We start from the raw sequence: 15,622 nt of genomic DNA, 5'->3' as shown, positions 1-15,622 counted from the left end.
AACCTCCGAGGCGTCGGTTCACTTCCGGTGATCGGCGGTCAGCGGGCGAGCGCCCGCGCGGTCGTCTCGGGCGGCAGGGCGACGCGGCGGCGGGCGCCGAGCCAGCCGAGCGCGGCGGCGAGGAGGTCCTCGGCGATCGCGCCGGGTCGGTCCGACCCGAACCGCCGCTGCGCGGCCGCGCGCAGCCGCACGCCGAGCACGGCGGTGCCGATCGCGACGGCCGCGCCGACGAGCCCGGGCAGCGTCGGGTCGTGCCCGTCGCGCCGGGCGACCGCCACCGCGGACGCCGCACCCGCGGCCACCCGGGGGACCAGCCCGAGCGGCGCGAGGCGGCTCGGCACGTTCGGCAGCTTGTCGGCGACCAGCTCGCCCGCGGCGGCCAGGCTCGACAGCGCGGTGGCGGTGCGGCCGCCGAGCCGGGACGCCAGCGTCCCGGCGTCGTCCGGTCGGGAGGTGAGCGCGACGGCGGCGAGGCCGGTGGCGCTGCGCGACCCGCTGGCGGCGCCGAGCGCGGCGGCCCGCCCCAGCGCGGCGGCGCTGGCCTGCGGGACGTCCTCGCGACCCTCTGCGACCCGCGACACCGTCACGAGGGTGGAGTGCGTGGTGAACCCGTACACCAGCGCCGGGACGAGCGCGGCGAGCCGGTCCCGGCCGCCGCGGCGCGGGTCGACGGCCCGCAGCGCGGCCGACGGTCCGGCGCTCGCGGCGACGGCGGTGAGGCCGAGCAGCGGGCCGCTCACGAGGCCGGGCGGGCGGATGCCCGCGGCCCGCAGCACGCCGGCGAGCGCGCCCACGCCGAGCCCGGCGGCGCCGGTCGTGAGCAGCTCCGTGCGCCCGCGCGGCCGTGCGGCCGAGCCGTCGAGGTAGCCGGCGGCGAGGTACGCGCCCGTGCCCGCGGCGCCGGCGGCGCCGCCGCGCAGGAGTCCGGAGAAGAGGGATGCCATGCGTCCTCCGCTACCCGGCGAGCAGCGCCGGCAACCGGTCGAGCAGCGGCAGCTGGCCCTTGGTGATCTTGCGGCGGGCGGTGTCGAGGTCGAACCACGCGGCGCGGTCGATCTCGGGGAACTCCTGCACCCGCCCCGACCGCGGCGGCCACTCCATGGTGAACGTGCCGGGTTCGATCTCGTCGACGTCGAGGTCGGCGGCGAGGGCGAACGCGGTGATCCGCTTGCCGCCCGACAGGCGCACCTCGCCGAGCTCGACCAGGGGCCCCTCCGGCAGCGGGACGCCCAGCTCCTCGGCGAACTCGCGGGCCGCGGCGTCCCGCGGGTCCTCCTCGGGGCCGTGCTCGCCCTTGGGGATCGACCACGCGCCCTCGTCCTTGCGCGCCCAGAACGGCCCGCCCATGTGCCCGAGCAGGACCTCGGTGCCCTCCGGGCCCGGCCGGTGCAGCACCACTCCCGCGCTCCGCGTCGCCGCCACCGGGCCAGTGTGGCAGGTCAGCAGACCTCGAGGTGGTCGGCGTCCGGCGTGGGCGGGCGGTGGGTGGAGGTGCGGTCGAGGTAGAACCAGGCCACGGAGGCGATGTCGTCCTGCAGCTGCAGGTAGCGGTGGCCGGAACGCCAGCCGAGCGCCTGGACGTCCACGCGGAGCGCGCGCTCGAACCGGATCGGGTCGGGCAGGTGCCAGCGGTACATGCCGAACCGCTGCTGGCTGCGGTAGCAGCCGTCGGGGCGCAGGATCTGGTGCAGGCCCAGGTAGGGGGTGCTGTAGGCGGTGTAGCCCTGGCCGGGGACGTCGAAGTTCCACGCCCCGCCGAAGTAGTCCTCGGTGCCGGTGCCGCAGATCGTCGGGAGCTCCTCGTCGCCGTCGAGGTAGAACTTCACCTCGCCCTCGCCCCACCAGCCGCTCGAGTTCGGGGCCCACGCGAGGTAGGTGCCGACGTAGTGGCCCCGCCCGGTGACGCCCTCGACGAGCACGTGCGTGTCGCCCTTGCGCAGCGGGTTGTCGCGGCGCCACTGGGCGTGCAGGTAGGCCGCCTCCCGCGGCACCCCGCCCAGCGCGTAGGTGATCTGGAAGTACACGATCGCCGGGTCCGCCCCGAGGTTCTCCAGCGTGATGCGCGCGCCCGTGCGGAACGGCATCTGCCAGTAGCAGTTGAGCCCCCCGTGCGGGTTGACCGCGACGACCTGCGACGACAGCTGGGCGAACTCGCCCCACCCCTGGCCGAAGAAATCGCCGAGCGGCACCTCGACGGCCGGTTCGTCGTCGCCGTCCCAGTGCATGCGCAGCAGCAGGCTGCGCCAGTGCGACGGGTGCACGGTGATCCAGATGTGCTGCACCGTGCCCGGCCCGTCGATCTCGGCGAGGCGGGCGGTGGTGCCCGCCGGGACCTCGATGGATGGCGAGACCTTCCAGCCGCGGCCGAGCTCGCGCGCCGCGGTGGCGCCGGTGCCCTCGGTGGCGCCGCCGCCCGCGCCCGGGGCACCGGTCGGGTTCTCCGGGCTGATCGAGCGGGTGACCGCGTCGCTCAGCAGTGCCATCTGCGGGTGCACCGCCGGCTGCGGGTGTGGGGAGATCGGCTGGGCCATCGTGCCTCCGGACGTCGGTGTCGATCGCACGATAGTGATCGACGGCGGTCGACGGGCCCGGCTGCGGGGGCTAGGCCGCCGCGGCGTCCGCGCCGGAGATGCTGCGCAGCACCGCGCGGGCGACGGCGTCGTTGTAGCGCAGGCTCTGGGAGTTCATGCCCGGCCGGGTGAACGCGCCGGCCACCTTCACCGTGGTGTGCGGGCCGACGGCGAACCGCCGCGGGTGCACCCGCCCCGCGGCGTCGATCAGGGCCCCGTCGGCGGGCCGGACACGGACGAGCCCGGTGTTGCGCAGCAGCGTGCCGTCGGTGTCGCGCAGGACCTCCTCGCTGACCGCGCCGCGGGCGTGCAGGGCCGCGATCAACGGGTCGGTGCTGCGGGACACGCTGGGCTCGGGCAGCCGCGCGTCCACGAGCACCCGCGCGGTGACCGGCGGGGCGTCCGGCAGGCTCGCGCTGGTGGCGTGGAACGCGGTGCCGCCGGGGCCACCGTCGGCGATGTCGACCCGCATCCCGGCGCCGAGGAAGTCGAGGTACCCCGCGCGGGAGAGCGCGAGCAGCTCGCGCACCCGGAACCCCGGTGGGCCGCTCGCGACCCCGTTGAAGAAGCTCTGCCACCGGCCCAGGTCGACCGCGCGCGAGCGGGGCGACAGCACGCCGGAGCCGGCGAGGCGGGTGACGTCGGAGTACACCGACAGCATCGCGACGAACGCCCCGAGGTGCGGGGTGTGGGCCGGGTCGGTGTGCTGGCGCAGGTCCTCGCTGATCCGGTCGCGCACGAGCGGCTGCAGGGCGGCCAGGTCGGGGGCGCGGACCCCGGCGAGCGGCGCGTCCAGGGCGGCGAAGTCGATGCGGTCCACCGGGTCCGGCACGGCGTCGGCGATGAGCTCGGTCATCGCGTCCGAGCCCCAGTCGAGCGCGGCGAACCGGTCGGCGAACCGCGGCCACGGCAGTCGAACGCGGTCGGGGTGGCCGCAGAACAGCTCGTGGTACCAGCCCCAGGCGATCTCCTTCGCCATGAGCGGCCACACCTGGGTGCGCAGCTCGACCGGGCCGCCGGAGGCGATCAGCGCGTCGACGGCGGCCGGCCCGAGGAACCGGGGCAGCGGCGGGCGCCCCGCGCGCAGGTCGTAGTGGGGCTTGCAGTGGTAGGGCATGCCCCGCGGGGAGCCGGCGACGAGGCGCGGCTCCGCCCCGGACGGCACGTAGCGCAGCTCCTGGCCGTCGCGTTCGAACCGCCCGCCCCGCCCTTCGTAGAGCAGCACGAGCAGGTCGATGAACGCGAGCCCCAGGCCGCGGACGAGCACCGTGTCGCCCGGCGCGAGCACCGACAGGTCCGAGTCGGTGGTCTGCTCGGGCGGGAGGTAGACGAGGCCTTCCTCGGCGGCGCGGGCGGCGAGCGCGCGCTCGTCGTCGGTGGGCAGGGCGTCGAGGTGGCCGGAGGCGAGCACCACGGCGTCGACGCGCAGCACGCGGCCGTTCTCCAGCCGGACGAGCTGGGCCTCGCCGTCCTCGGTGAGGTCGACGGCGCGCGTGCGGTGCAGGTGCGCGCGCATCCCGGGCGGGAGCCCGGCGACGACCTCGCGCAGCACCCAGGACAGGTAGGCGCTCTGCAGCCTGCGGGTGGGGAACGTCGACGCGGTGACCCGCCGCAGCTCGGTGGCGAGCTCGGGGCCGAGAACGCCGTCGGGGTCGCCGCTTTCCCGCAGCGTTCTCGCCCAGTCCCAGAACGACGGGCCCGGCGCGATCGGCCCCTCGCACACGACGGTCTCGTCGGTGAACATCGTGACGTCGGCGGCCATCGAGTTCATCGCGAGCAGGGGGGACTGCTCGTGGCGCCAGATCCGGCCGGGGCCGGGCGGGAAGGGGTCGACGAGGTGCACGTCGAGGCCGTCGGGGCCGAGCTCGGGGGCGCTCGCGGCCAGCCGCTCCAGGATCCCGACGCCGCGCGGGCCCGCGCCGACGATCGCGATCGCAGAGCTCAAGGCGGGTCCTCCGCAGGGGGTCGGGGGCTCGCGCCGCGTCGCGCCGACGCCTCGACTCTAGGTCGGGATCGCGGCGGCGACCAGTGCGCAGGCCGTTGACGGCCGGCATCCCGGGTGCTGGAGTGGGGTCGTGGCCATCCGCGTTCCGCTGGTGTGTCGACGGCACGTCGACCTCGGTCGGGTGTGGTCGGCGGCGTGTCCGGGCTCCTGACGCCCCGGATCACGCAGCAGCCCGCCCACCCGCAGCACCGGCAAGGAGCACGACATGCCCGTGGAGTTCCTCGGCATGGGGGCCACCAACGACGGCACCGAGACGCGCCCGCGGTCCGGCCCCGCCTTCGACCCCGAGTTCACCGTCGCGCTGGCCCGCGCCCACGAGGAGTACGGCTGGGACCGCGTCCTCACCGCGTACGGCAGCGGCAGCCCCGACCCGGCGCAGGCGGCCGCGCTGATCGCGTGCCGCACCGAGCGGCTGCAGCTGCTCGTGGCGCACCGCCCGAACGTGTCCTACCCGACGTTCGCGGCGAAGACCATCGCCACCCTGGACGCCATCAGCGGCGGCCGCACCACCATCCACGTGATCACCGGCGGCAACGACCACGAGCAGCAGCGCGAGGGCGACACACTGCCCAAGGACCGCCGCTACGACCGCACGCGCGAGGCCATCCAGATCCTCAAGAAGGCGTGGACGGAGCGCGAGCCGTTCGACTTCCACGGCGAGCACTACCGGTTCACCGATTTCGTCCTCGACGTCGAGCCGCTGCAGAAGCCGCGACCGCGGATCTCGTTCGGCGGGTCGTCGCAGGCGGCGTACCGGGTCGGCGCGGAGGAGGCCGACATCTACGCCCTGTGGGGCGAGCCGCTCGCGGGCACGGCCGAGCAGATCCGCACGATCACCGAGCTCGCCGCGGCGGCCGGGCGGCCCGCGCCGACGTTCCAGGTGGCGTTCCGCCCGATCCTCGGCCGCACCGAGGAGGAGGCGTGGGAGAAGGCCTACGCCACCGTGGCCCGCATCCAGGAGCGGACGAAGGGCGGCGTGCAGCTCACCCGCAGGCACAAGCTCACCGACCCGGAGAACGCGGGCTCGCAGCGGCTGCTCGCGATCGCCGAGCAGGGGGAGCGGCACGACCGTGCGCTGTGGACGGTCACGGCGAAGGTGACCGGCGGCGCGGGCAACTCCACGGCGCTCGTCGGCACCCCGGAGACCGTGGCGGCCGCGCTGATGGACTACTACGACCTGGGCGTGCGGATCCTCTCGGCGCGCGGCTACGACCTGCTGGAGGACGCCAAGGAGTTCGGGCGGGAGGTCATCCCGCTGGTGCGCGCCGAGGTGGCCAAGCGGGACGCCGAGCAGCGGGCGTCGGTGCCCGCCTAGGAGCACCGACGCCGCGCCCGGGCGCGCGTCAGCTCCTGGCGTCGCGCCAGGCGACCCACTCCTTGACCAGGCCGAGGTCGTAGTCCGGGCCGCTCACGCCGATCGTGAACAGGCTCGCCCCCGCCGCGACGAGGTCGTCGGCGACCTCCTGCGGCGGCCGGGACACGCCGACGGAGCGTTCGATCTCACCCGGGTCGCGGCCGACGTCGGCGCAGTGACGGTCGAGGATCTCCGACTTGCGCCGGAACACCTCGACGTTGCCGAAGCTGTGCCAGATGGTGGCGTGCTCGGCGGTGTAGCGCAGCGTCTTGCGCTCCCCGCCGCCGCCGATCAGCACGGGGATGTCGCGGGTGGGGGCGGGGTTGAGCCTGGCCCAGCGGGCCCGGATGCGGGGGAGCGCCTGCGCGAGGTCGGCCAACCGGCGGCCGGCGGTGCCGAACTCGTAGCCGTACTCGTCGTAGTCGCGCTGGAACCAGCCCGCGCCGATGCCGAGGACGAGCCGACCGCCGGAGATGTGGTCGACGGTGCGGGCCATGTCGGCGAGCAGATCGGGGTTGCGGTAGCTGTTGCAGCTCACCAGGGCGCCGAACTCGACCCGGGTCGTGGACTCGGCCCACGCGCCGAGCATCGTCCAGCACTCGAAGTGCTTGCCGTCGGGGTCGCCGGACAGCGGGAAGAAGTGGTCCCAGTTGAACACGATGTCGACCCCGGCGGCCTCGGCCTCGGCGACGGCGGCGCGGATCTGCGCGTAATCGGCGTGCTGAGGCTGCAGCTGGACACCGATCCGGATGGGATGCGTCATGCCGTTGATCGTCCCACCGCCACGCGGGCGGCGCCGTCACTCACTGCACGTGATCAGATGATCACCAAACGTCATGGCGGCGGAACGGCTGGGTAACGTGATCGTAACGCGTTGTCGACATGGTTGACCCACTTCGGAGCAACGGGGGAGGCCACGAAGTGGACACCGTGCACGATCCCGCGGACGACGACGAGTCGTGGCCCGCGATCGGCACCACAGGCGCTCGGTTCGGCGGCGCGCAGCGGCGCAAGCGCGCGGCCAGGCAGAAGAAGGAGGCGGAGGCCGACACCGCCGCCCTCCCGGTCGTGCCGGCGGCCGACCCACCGGCCCACCACGCCGGAGCGCGCCAGCACGGCGCCCCCGCGGCGGAGCCCGCGCCGGCGGACGACCGACCGGCGGCCGAGGAGCCGGACGGGCCCGTGGTCGGGCTGACCGGGGCCCGCTTCGGCGGCGCCCGCAGGCGCAAACGCCGCCCGGACCCCGCGGCCTCCCGCCCGGAGGCCCCGCCGCCCCCGCCCAGGCCCACGCCGCGACCGGCGCCCTCGCCGGTCCCGCGGCCCGCGCCGCAGGAGGAGCCGGCCGAGGACGAGCCGGTCGCGGGCGGGTCGGCGTTCGTGCGCCCGTACGTGTTCACCCGCGGCCGCACGCGCGCGGCCTACGAGCTGTCGATCGAGACGCTCGTGTCCGCGGTCCCGCACGCGGCGCCGGCCGGCCTCACCGGCGAGCACCACGCCGTGCTGGGGCTGTGCCAGGAGCCGCGCTCGGTGGCGGAGATCGCCGCCCACGTCGGCGTGCCGCTCGGGGTGGCGCGGGTGCTCGTCGGCGACCTCGCGGCCGGGGGCAGCGTGGCCGTCCACCGCAGCACCGGCGTCGAGGGGCCCGACCTGGAGCTGATGCGCCGCGTCCTGAGCGGCCTCAAGCGCCTCTGACGGCGGGACGATCAGGCGGCGGGACGATCAGGCCGGTCCGAGCGGCCCGCGGAGCATGGGGGGCACGGCCGACGGGGGCACGGGCGGGGCGAAGTACCAGCCCTGCCCCGTGTCGCAGCCGAGCTTGCGCAGCCGCTCCAGTTGGGCCTCGGTCTCCACGACCTCGGCGGTGACCGACAGCCCGAGCGTGTGGGCGAGCTCGATGAGCAGCTCGAGCACCTCGAGGTCGGTCTCGTCGCAGTCGTCCTCCTGGTCCCCGCCGGTGCAGAACGGTCGCGTGAGGAACGGCCCGGCGAGCTTGAGCGCGTGCACGGGCAGCGTGCGCAGGTAGGCGAGGTTCGAGTAGCCGGTGCCGAAGTCGTCGATCGCGATGCGCACGCCGATCGCGGCGAGGTCGCGCAGCGCGTCGAGCGGCTCCCCGGTGGTGCCCATGAGGTCGCCCTCGGTGAGCTCCAGCTGCAGCGCGTGCGCCGGCCAGCCGGACTCGGCGAGGATGCGCGTGACGTCGGCGACGATGCCGGGCTCGCGGACCTGGCGGGCCGCCACGTTGACGCTGACGAAAAGCTGGGTGTCCGGGTTCTCGTCGCGCCAGCGGGCGGCCTGCCGGCAGGCCTCGCCGAGCACCCAGCGCCCGAGCGGCACGATCAGCCCGGTCTCCTCCGCGACCGGGATGAAGGCGTCCGGACCGATGCGGTCGCCGCCGGGCGGCTGCCAGCGCACCAGCGCCTCCACCCCGACCAGCCGCTGGTCGGACAGGCGTACGAGCGGCTGGTACTCCACCACGAACTCGCCGGCGTCGAGCGCCTCCGGGAGGCGGGCCGACAGCTCGAAGCGGGCCACGGCGGCCCGGTGGCGCTCGGCGTCGAACTCCGCGACCCGGTTGCGCCCGTCCTGCTTGGCCCACTGGAGGGTGGTGTCGGCCGCGCGCATGAGGTCGGCGGCCCCGACCAGCTCGCCCTTGCCCGACCCGCTGTCGGCGCGCTCGACGACGCCGATGCTCGCCGACACCACGATGCGGTGCGGGCCGGACACGACCGGGCGCCGCACGACGTCGAGGGCCCGCTCGGCCACGCGCAGCGGCTCGGCCTCGGGCCCCTCGACGAGGACCACGAACTCGTCGCCCGCCATCCGGGCGACCAGGCTCCGCCCCGCGCCGACGCCGCTGTCCTCGCCGATCTCGGTGGCGAGCCGGTGCGCCACGGCCTGCAGCACCTGGTCGCCGACCTCGTGGCCGAGGGTGTCGTTGACCGCCTTGAGGTCGTCGAGGTCGAGGTAGCAGACGCCGACCCGCCTGCCGGCGTCGAGCGCGGCCTCGAGCCGCTCGAAGAACAGGGTCCGGTTGGGCAGGCCGGTCAGCGGGTCGTGCAGGGCCTGGTGGCGCAGGGAGGTCTCGAGCCGGTGGCGCTCGGTGTCGTCGGCGACCATGGCGACGACGAAGCGGGGTGCCCCGTCGGGCGCGCGGACCAGCGACAGGACGAGCTCGGTCCAGATCGTGGTGCCGTCGGCGTGCGGGAAGGGCCGTTCGAGCCGGGCGTGCTCGCGCTCGCCCGACTGCATCGCGCGCACCACCTGCAGCAGCTCGCCGTCGTCCTCCGAGACGTACTCGTGCATGTCGCGGTGCAGGATGTCGCCGGGCGCGCGGCCGAACATCTCGCAGAGCGCGCGGTTGACCTCCACGATCTCGCCGTCGGCGGTGGCGATCGCGATGCCGATGGCCGCGTCGGCGAAGAGCGCGCCGAAGCGGGCCTCGCTCGCCCAGCGCGCCTGCTCGGCGGCGGCGCGGGCGGCGAACGCGGCCGTGGTGATCCGTTCCTGCTCGGCGCGCGTGCGCTCCTGCAGCGCGGCGGAGTACCCGGCGGCGAGCGCGGCGAGCGCGGTGGCCCCGCGGTCGGGGTCGATGCGCGCCAGCGCCGGGCCGAGGACGCCGATCGTGCGTTCCAGCGCGGCCGGGTTGGTGAAGTGGGTGTCGACCAGCCAGCGCCCGACGGCCCGCGCGGTGGCCGGGTCGCCGTCCGCGGAGGCGGCGTGGAGCATCCGCTCGGCCCGGTCGACGAGCGCGGCGTGCAGCGCCGGACGCGGGAGCGGCACGAAGCCCGCCGCCTGCACGGCGGCGGCCCACGCGGCGCCGAGCGCCCGCGCTTCCTCGCCCATGGCCCGCGCTCCCGCTCGTCAAGGACCGCCCCGGAACTGGGCGATCTTGGCGCGGAGCCTACCGCTCCGCGCCGTTCACGGCCGGGGATCGGTTGAGGTCTGCTTGCGCCGGCCGCCCCGGCGCATGTTGCCGGTGGTGGTGCGGCGGCCGGGGTCGAGCAGCCGCTTCCACTTCGCCTGGGCGGCCTGCCGGCTCGACAGCTGCGCCTGCACCGCGTCGGCGACCTGCGCCCAGGTGAGCCCGTCGGCGCGGAGCCTGCGGATGAGGTCGCGCTCGTAGTAGTCGGCGAGCCTGCGCATCTCCCCGACGAGCGCGTACCACGCGGCCGCGGCGTCGCGGGTGAGCCCGCCGTCCTTGGACAGCTCCTTGAGCCGGTCCAGCCGCGCGGTGATCGACCGGTCGGGCCGTGCGACCACCGGGTCCACCCGGTCGAGCCAACGCACCGCTTCCTCGTAGTTCACACCGTCAATCATTCATTGACGCTTACGAATCGTCAACCGATCATGGACGGCGTGTCGCGGCCGAGCCCGCCCCGACGGCGGCCCGGGCGTCAGGCCGCCGTCAGGAAAGCCACATTCATGACGCTGCGCTTCAGGAAAGCCACATTCCTGAAGCGCCGGGGCGGGCGCGGGGAGGCAGGCGTCGGGGAGCGGGGTCAGGCGCCGAACGGCGCGACGGCGGTGACCCAGACGACGGGCTCGCCGACCTCGTCGGAGCCGGCCAGGTCGATCTCCGCGGTGATGGCCCAGTCGCGATGGCCCTCCGGGTCGTCGAGCACCTGCCGGACGATCCAGCGCTCCGGCTCCTCGACCACGGAGAACAGCTGGGGTCCGCGGGCGTCGGGCCCGGTGCCGATGCCGTCGTCGCCGTACTCGGCGAAGAACGGCTCGAGCGCCGTGCGCCAGGCCTCGGCGTCCCAACCCGCCTCGGCGTCGAGCTCGCCCAGCTCGTCGAACCGGTGCAGGGCGGCGAGCTCGACCCGGCGGAACATCGCGTTGCGGACCAGCACGCGGAAGGCGCGCTTGTTCTCGGTGACCGCGGTGGGGGTCTCGTCGAGCGCCTCCGGCTCGGGCTCCTCGCCCGCACCCGCGCCGGCGGCGAGCGCGGACCACTCGTCGAGCAGGCTGGAGTCGGTCTGGCGCACCAGCTCGCCGAGCCACTCCTCGACGTCGACGAGCTCCTCGGTCTTGGCCTCGTCCGGGACGGTCTGGCGCAACGCGCGGTAGGCGTCGGCGAGGTAGCGCAGCACGAGGCCCTCCGAGCGGGCGAGGCCGTAGTGCCCGATGTACTCGACGAACGTCATCGACTTCTCGTACATGTCGCGTGCCACCGACTTCGGCGACAGGTGCGCGTCCGCCACCCACGGGTGGCCGCGGCGGTAGGTCTCGAGCGCCGCGTGCAGCATCTCGTCGAGCGGCTTCGGGTAGGTGACGTCCTCGAGCAGCGCCATGCGCTCCTCGTACTCGATGCCCTCGGCCTTCATCGCCGCGACGGCCTCGCCGCGCGCCTTCTTCTCCTGCGCCTGCAGGACCGGGCGCGGGTCGTCGAGCGTCGCCTCGATCACCGACAGCACGTCCATCGCGTACTCGGGCGAGTCCCGGTCGAGCAGCTCGATCGCGGCCAGCGCGAACGGCGACAGCGGCTGGTTGAGCGCGAAGTCCAGCTGCAGGTCGCCGACGAGCCGGACGCGGCGGCCCTCCTCGTCGGGCTCGGGCAGCTCCTCGACCACCCCGGCCGCGCGCAGGGCCCGGTAGATCGCGATCGCGCGCAGGATGTGCTTGCGCTGGCGGGCCCGCGGCTCGTGGTTGTCCTCCAGCAGGTGGCGCATCGCCGCGAACGCGTCGCCCGGGCGGGAGATCACGTTGAGCAGCATCGCGTGCGTGACCTGGAAGTGGCTGGTGAGCGGCTCGGGCTGGGCCTTCTGCAGCTTCTCGAAGCTCGTCTGCGACCAGCCGACGAACCCCTCCGGCGGCTGCTTGCGCACCACGCGGCGGCGCTTCTTGGGGTCGTCGCCCGCCTTGGCGAGCAGGCGGGCGTTCTCCACCTCGTGCTCGGGCGCCTCGGCGACGACCGTGCCGACGGTGTCGAACCCCGCGCGGCCCGCTCGGCCCGCGATCTGGTGGAACTCCCGCGCCTTGAGCAGGCGGGTGCGCTTGCCGTCGAACTTCGACAGCGCCGTGAACAGCACCGTGCGGATCGGCACGTTGATCCCCACGCCGAGGGTGTCGGTGCCGCAGATGACCTTGAGCAGCCCGGCCTGGGCGAGCGTCTCGACGAGCCTGCGGTAGCGGGGGAGCATCCCGGCGTGGTGCACGCCGATGCCGTGGCGCACGAGCCGCGACAGCGTCTTGCCGAAGCCCGCGGTGAACCGGAACCGGCCGATCAGCTCGGCGATGGCCTGCTTGTCCTCCCTGGAGGAGACGTTGACGCTCATCAGCGCCTGCGCCCGCTCGACGGCCGCGGCCTGGGTGAAGTGCACGACGTAGATCGGGGCCTCGTCGCCCGCGAGCAGCTCGGCGATCGTCTCGTGCAGCGGGGTGAGGACGTACCGGAAGTGCAGCGGCACGGGCCGCTCGGCCGACGTGATCACCGCGGTGTCGCGGCCGGTGCGCCGGGTGAGGTCGTCGCGGAAGAACGACACGTCCCCGAGCGTGGCGCTCATCAGCAGGAACTGCGCCTGCGGCAGCTCGATGAGCGGCACCTGCCACGCCCAGCCGCGGTCCGGGTCGGCGTAGAAGTGGAACTCGTCCATGACCACCGAGCCGATGTCGGCGCGGGGTCCGGAGCGCAGCGCGATGTTGGCCAGGACCTCCGCCGTGCAGCAGATGATCGGGGCCTTCTCGTTGACGGCGGCGTCCCCGGTGAGCATGCCGACCTTCTCGGCGCCGAAGACGTCGATGAGCTGGAAGAACTTCTCGCTGACCAGCGCCTTGATCGGCGCGGTGTAGAACGTGCGCTCCCCGCGGGCGAGGGCCGCGGCGTGCGCGCCGACCGCGACGAGGGACTTCCCCGACCCGGTGGGCGTCGAGAGGATCACGTTCCCCCCGGTCACCAGCTCGAGCAGCGCCTCCTCCTGCGCCGGGTAGAGCGACAGGCCGCGCTCGGAGAACGCCCAGTCGGTGAACGCCTCGACGAGGGCGTCGGGGTCGGCGGTGGGCGGAAGCCGGTCGGTGAGGGTCATGATGCTTCGATCGTCCCCCACGTGCCCGGCGACGTGCAGTCGAGGGGCGGCTACGGTGAGTCCGTGACGGAGCGGGGGACTCGCAGCGGCGTGCCCGCCCTCGTCCCACCGATGCAGCCGGCCACCGTCACCGGCGACCCGCCCAGCGGTTCCGACTGGGTGGTCGAGGTGGCGTGGACGGGCCACCGCTGCATCGCCTACGTGGAGCCGGGGCGGCGGCGGGTGCGGCTGCTCTCCGGTGCCGACAACTCGATGACGTCGGCCTACCCCGAGCTCGCCGAGCCGCTGCTGCGCCGCTCGCCGCCCGGCGGCATGGTCCTCGACGGCACGCTCGTCGCCCGCGGCGAGGAGCACGCCGTGCGGCCGCGGCTGATCGCCCGCCGCAGCGCCCGCCACCGCCCGACCGAGGCCACGATCCGGCGCATCCCCGTCGACTACCAGGTCGCCGACCTGCTGTGGCTCGACGGCCACAGCACCACCCAGCTGCCCTACGCCGAGCGCCGCGCCCTGCTCGACGGGCTCGGTTTCCCCAGCCCGCCGGTGTGGACCACCTCGCCGCTGCCGGCCACCGAGATCGACACGATGCTCGCCATCGCCGAGCAGAAGGGCGCCGACGGGCTGCACGCCCGGCACCTGCGGGGCCGCTACCACCCGGGCGGGCGGTCGCGGTTCTGGCTGCGCGTGCCCGTCACCCGCACCCGGCAGGTGCTCGTCGGCGGCTGGACGCCCGCCGACCCGCACCGGCCCGAGACGGTGGGCACACTCCTGCTCGGCGCGCCGGTGCAGGAGCGTCCCGGCGCGCTGCACTACGTGGGTCGTGTCGGGGTGTCGCTGGGGGAGCGGCGCCGGCTCGCCGAGGCGCTGGCCGAACGGGAGCAGCAGGCGCCTGCGTTCCTCGACGCGGTGCCACCCGCGGCAGCCCGCCACGCCCGGTGGGCCCGCCCGGAGCTGGTGGGCCTCGCCGAGTTCTCCGGCTGGATCGGCGGCGGCCGCATGCGCCGCCCGTTCTGGCGCGGGCTGGTCGACCCCGCCGAGGTCCGCGACGACCGGTGGGCGAACCCCCCGGAGCCCGCGCCCGCGGCCGAACAGCCGCCGAGCGCCCCGGCCGAGGCGCCCCAGGCGCCACCCGCGCCCGAGGAGCCACCCGCGGCCGCCGACGAGCCGTCCGCCCCGGTCGAGGAGGAGCCGGCGCCAGAGCCGCCCGCCGAGGAGGCGGGGATGACGCGGCGGCTGGAGCAGCACTTCGTCTACAACTCGCTGAACACCATCGCCGCGCTGATCCGCACCGACCCCGGGCGGGCGCGGGACCTGCTGATCGGGTTCGCCGACCTGTCGCGGGCCGCGGACCGGGTGGGCGGCAGCACGCTCGGCGACGAGCTCGCCGCCGTGCACGGGTACCTGCAGCTGGAACAGGCCCGGTTCGGCAGGCGGCTGCAGGTGGCGGTGGACGTCGAGCCCACCCTGCACCCGATCCCGGTGACCCCGATGCAGATCCTCGCCGCGGTGCGCGAGGTCGTGCAGCGCGACATCGAACCGCGGCCCGAGGGCGGCCTGCTCACCCTCGCCGCCCGGCCCGTCGAGGGCGGGTGCGAGGTGCGGGTGACCGGCGGCGCGGCGACCGCCCGGACGATCCGGCTGCCCGCGTAGCCGCCGGGTCGCCGCGATCCGCCGGACGAGTCGCCGGCTCCGGCTCCCCGAGTGATCGCGGGCTCGGTACCGTGCCCACATGCTGGGCCTTCCCGACGGCACCCGCGCGTGCCTCTTCGACCTCGACGGCGTGCTGACCGACACCGCGAGCGTGCACGCCGCGGCGTGGAAGCAGATGTTCGACGAGTACCTGCGGGCCCGCGCCGAACGTGAGGGCACCGAGTTCCGGCCCTTCGACATCGCCACCGACTACGCCGCCTACGTCGACGGCAAGCCCCGGCTGGAGGGCACGGACTCGTTCCTGCGCTCCCGCGGCATCGAGCTGCCCGCGGGCGGCCCGGACGACCCCCCGGACGCCGAGACCGTGTACGCGCTCGCCACCCGCAAGAACGCGCTGGTCCAGGAGAAGATCGTCACCGTCGGGGTCGAGGTCTACCCCGGATCGGTGCGCTACCTGCGCGCGGTCAAGGAGGCCGGGCTGGCCACGGCCGTCGTGTCGTCCTCGGCGAACGCGAAGCAGGTGCTCGAGGTCGCGGGGCTCGCCGACCTCATCGACCACCGCGTCGACGGGATCACGGCGAAGGAGCGCGGGCTGCCCGGCAAGCCCGCCCCCGACACGTTCCTCGCCGCCGCCCAGGACCTCGGGGTGGGCAAGGACGAGGCCGTCGTGTTCGAGGACGCCCTGGCCGGCGTCGCCGCCGGCCGGGCGGGCGGGTTCGGCTTCGTGGTCGGGGTCGACCGGCTCGGGCAGGCCGAGGCGCTGAAGGAGCACGGCGCCGACGTCGTCGTCACCGACCTCGCCGAGCTGCTGGAGGGCACCTCATGAGCCCCGATCCAGGCCGCGTCTTCGCGGTCGAGCCGTGGGTCGTGCGGGAGCCGTGGTTGGACCTGGACCGGATGGGTCAGGTCGAGTCGGTGTTCGCGCTGTCCAACGGGCACATCGGGCTGCGGGGCAACCTCGATGAGGGGGAGCCGCACGCGATGCCGGGGACGTATCTGAACTCGTTCTACGAGCGGCGGC

The 15,622-nt window shown here is 75.0% G+C and carries 13 protein-coding genes; 5 read left to right on the top strand and 8 right to left on the bottom strand.

The annotated features are described in order from the left end of the window. Positions 1-38: 38 nt before the first annotated feature. The 4 genes from VKZ81_RS18155 to VKZ81_RS18140 form a co-directional block, all read right to left on the bottom strand. Complete coding sequence (locus VKZ81_RS18155; RefSeq protein WP_324242778.1) at positions 39-944, bottom strand: DUF4126 family protein; 906 nt, start codon at positions 942-944, stop codon at positions 39-41. Between the two features lie 10 nt (positions 945-954). Beyond that, positions 955-1,422: an NUDIX hydrolase gene (locus VKZ81_RS18150; RefSeq protein ID WP_324242777.1), complete on the bottom strand. Its 468-nt coding sequence runs from the start codon at positions 1,420-1,422 to the stop codon at positions 955-957. Positions 1,423-1,439: 17 nt separating this feature from the next. Continuing rightward, positions 1,440-2,483, bottom strand: a complete 1,044-nt coding sequence (locus VKZ81_RS18145; protein ID WP_324242776.1) for a glycoside hydrolase family 172 protein — start codon at positions 2,481-2,483, stop codon at positions 1,440-1,442. Positions 2,484-2,601: 118 nt separating this feature from the next. Beyond that, positions 2,602-4,515 carry an FAD/NAD(P)-binding protein gene (locus tag VKZ81_RS18140; RefSeq protein WP_324242775.1) on the bottom strand — a complete coding sequence of 638 codons (1,914 nt, stop codon included), beginning with the start codon at positions 4,513-4,515 and terminating at the stop codon, positions 2,602-2,604. 265 nt (positions 4,516-4,780) lie between these two features. Here VKZ81_RS18140 and VKZ81_RS18135 point away from each other — a divergent pair, with 265 nt between their 5' ends. Beyond that, entirely contained in the window at positions 4,781-5,890 is a 1,110-nt protein-coding gene (locus VKZ81_RS18135) for an LLM class flavin-dependent oxidoreductase (RefSeq protein ID WP_324242774.1), read from the top strand. Positions 5,891-5,918: 28 nt separating this feature from the next. Here the strand turns inward: VKZ81_RS18135 and VKZ81_RS18130 are convergent, their stop codons facing one another. Continuing rightward, a complete protein-coding gene (locus VKZ81_RS18130; protein WP_324242773.1) occupies positions 5,919-6,692 on the bottom strand; it encodes an LLM class F420-dependent oxidoreductase in 774 nt (257 codons plus the stop codon). A gap of 158 nt (positions 6,693-6,850) precedes the next feature. On the opposite strand from VKZ81_RS18130, the gene VKZ81_RS18125 reads away from it, so the two are divergent. Beyond that, complete coding sequence (locus tag VKZ81_RS18125; RefSeq protein ID WP_324242772.1) at positions 6,851-7,621, top strand: DUF742 domain-containing protein; 771 nt, start codon at positions 6,851-6,853, stop codon at positions 7,619-7,621. A 27-nt stretch (positions 7,622-7,648) separates the two neighbouring features. Here the strand turns inward: VKZ81_RS18125 and VKZ81_RS18120 are convergent, their stop codons facing one another. The 3 genes from VKZ81_RS18120 to VKZ81_RS18110 form a co-directional block, all read right to left on the bottom strand. Continuing rightward, entirely contained in the window at positions 7,649-9,772 is a 2,124-nt protein-coding gene (locus VKZ81_RS18120; protein WP_324242771.1) for a putative bifunctional diguanylate cyclase/phosphodiesterase, read from the bottom strand. A 75-nt stretch (positions 9,773-9,847) separates the two neighbouring features. After that, positions 9,848-10,246, bottom strand: a complete 399-nt coding sequence (locus tag VKZ81_RS18115) for a hypothetical protein (protein WP_324242770.1) — start codon at positions 10,244-10,246, stop codon at positions 9,848-9,850. A gap of 182 nt (positions 10,247-10,428) precedes the next feature. Continuing rightward, positions 10,429-12,954, bottom strand: a complete 2,526-nt coding sequence (locus VKZ81_RS18110; RefSeq protein ID WP_324242769.1) for a DEAD/DEAH box helicase — start codon at positions 12,952-12,954, stop codon at positions 10,429-10,431. Positions 12,955-13,017: 63 nt separating this feature from the next. Between VKZ81_RS18110 and VKZ81_RS18105 the strand changes: the two genes are divergently transcribed. The 3 genes from VKZ81_RS18105 to VKZ81_RS18095 all read left to right on the top strand — a co-directional run. Further along, positions 13,018-14,601, top strand: a complete 1,584-nt coding sequence (locus VKZ81_RS18105; protein WP_324242768.1) for an ATP-dependent DNA ligase — start codon at positions 13,018-13,020, stop codon at positions 14,599-14,601. A gap of 79 nt (positions 14,602-14,680) precedes the next feature. Then, entirely contained in the window at positions 14,681-15,427 is a 747-nt protein-coding gene (locus tag VKZ81_RS18100; protein ID WP_324242767.1) for a beta-phosphoglucomutase family hydrolase, read from the top strand. After that, a partial coding sequence (locus VKZ81_RS18095; RefSeq protein ID WP_324242766.1) for a hypothetical protein occupies positions 15,424-15,622 on the top strand: 199 nt, incomplete at its 3' end. The genes VKZ81_RS18100 and VKZ81_RS18095, both read left to right, overlap by 4 nt.

This window comes from Pseudonocardia sp. (genome assembly GCF_035305885.1).
Taxonomy (GTDB): Bacteria; Actinomycetota; Actinomycetes; order Mycobacteriales; family Pseudonocardiaceae; genus Pseudonocardia.
The sequence above is the reverse complement of the archived record's forward strand: the minus strand, read 5'-3'. Positions and strand labels throughout refer to the sequence as shown.

What these genes read in the sequence shown, in the direction of transcription:
- VKZ81_RS18110 (WP_324242769.1), bottom strand. Translation starts at nt 12,954, where the DNA reads ATGACCCTCACCGACCGGCTTCCGCCCACCGCCGACCCCGACGCCCTC.
- VKZ81_RS18115 (WP_324242770.1), bottom strand. Translation starts at nt 10,246, where the DNA reads ATGATTGACGGTGTGAACTACGAGGAAGCGGTGCGTTGGCTCGACCGG.
- VKZ81_RS18100 (WP_324242767.1), top strand. Translation starts at nt 14,681, where the DNA reads ATGCTGGGCCTTCCCGACGGCACCCGCGCGTGCCTCTTCGACCTCGAC.
- VKZ81_RS18135 (WP_324242774.1), top strand. Translation starts at nt 4,781, where the DNA reads ATGCCCGTGGAGTTCCTCGGCATGGGGGCCACCAACGACGGCACCGAG.
- VKZ81_RS18130 (WP_324242773.1), bottom strand. Translation starts at nt 6,692, where the DNA reads ATGACGCATCCCATCCGGATCGGTGTCCAGCTGCAGCCTCAGCACGCC.
- VKZ81_RS18120 (WP_324242771.1), bottom strand. Translation starts at nt 9,772, where the DNA reads ATGGGCGAGGAAGCGCGGGCGCTCGGCGCCGCGTGGGCCGCCGCCGTG.
- VKZ81_RS18145 (WP_324242776.1), bottom strand. Translation starts at nt 2,483, where the DNA reads ATGGCACTGCTGAGCGACGCGGTCACCCGCTCGATCAGCCCGGAGAAC.
- VKZ81_RS18155 (WP_324242778.1), bottom strand. Translation starts at nt 944, where the DNA reads ATGGCATCCCTCTTCTCCGGACTCCTGCGCGGCGGCGCCGCCGGCGCC.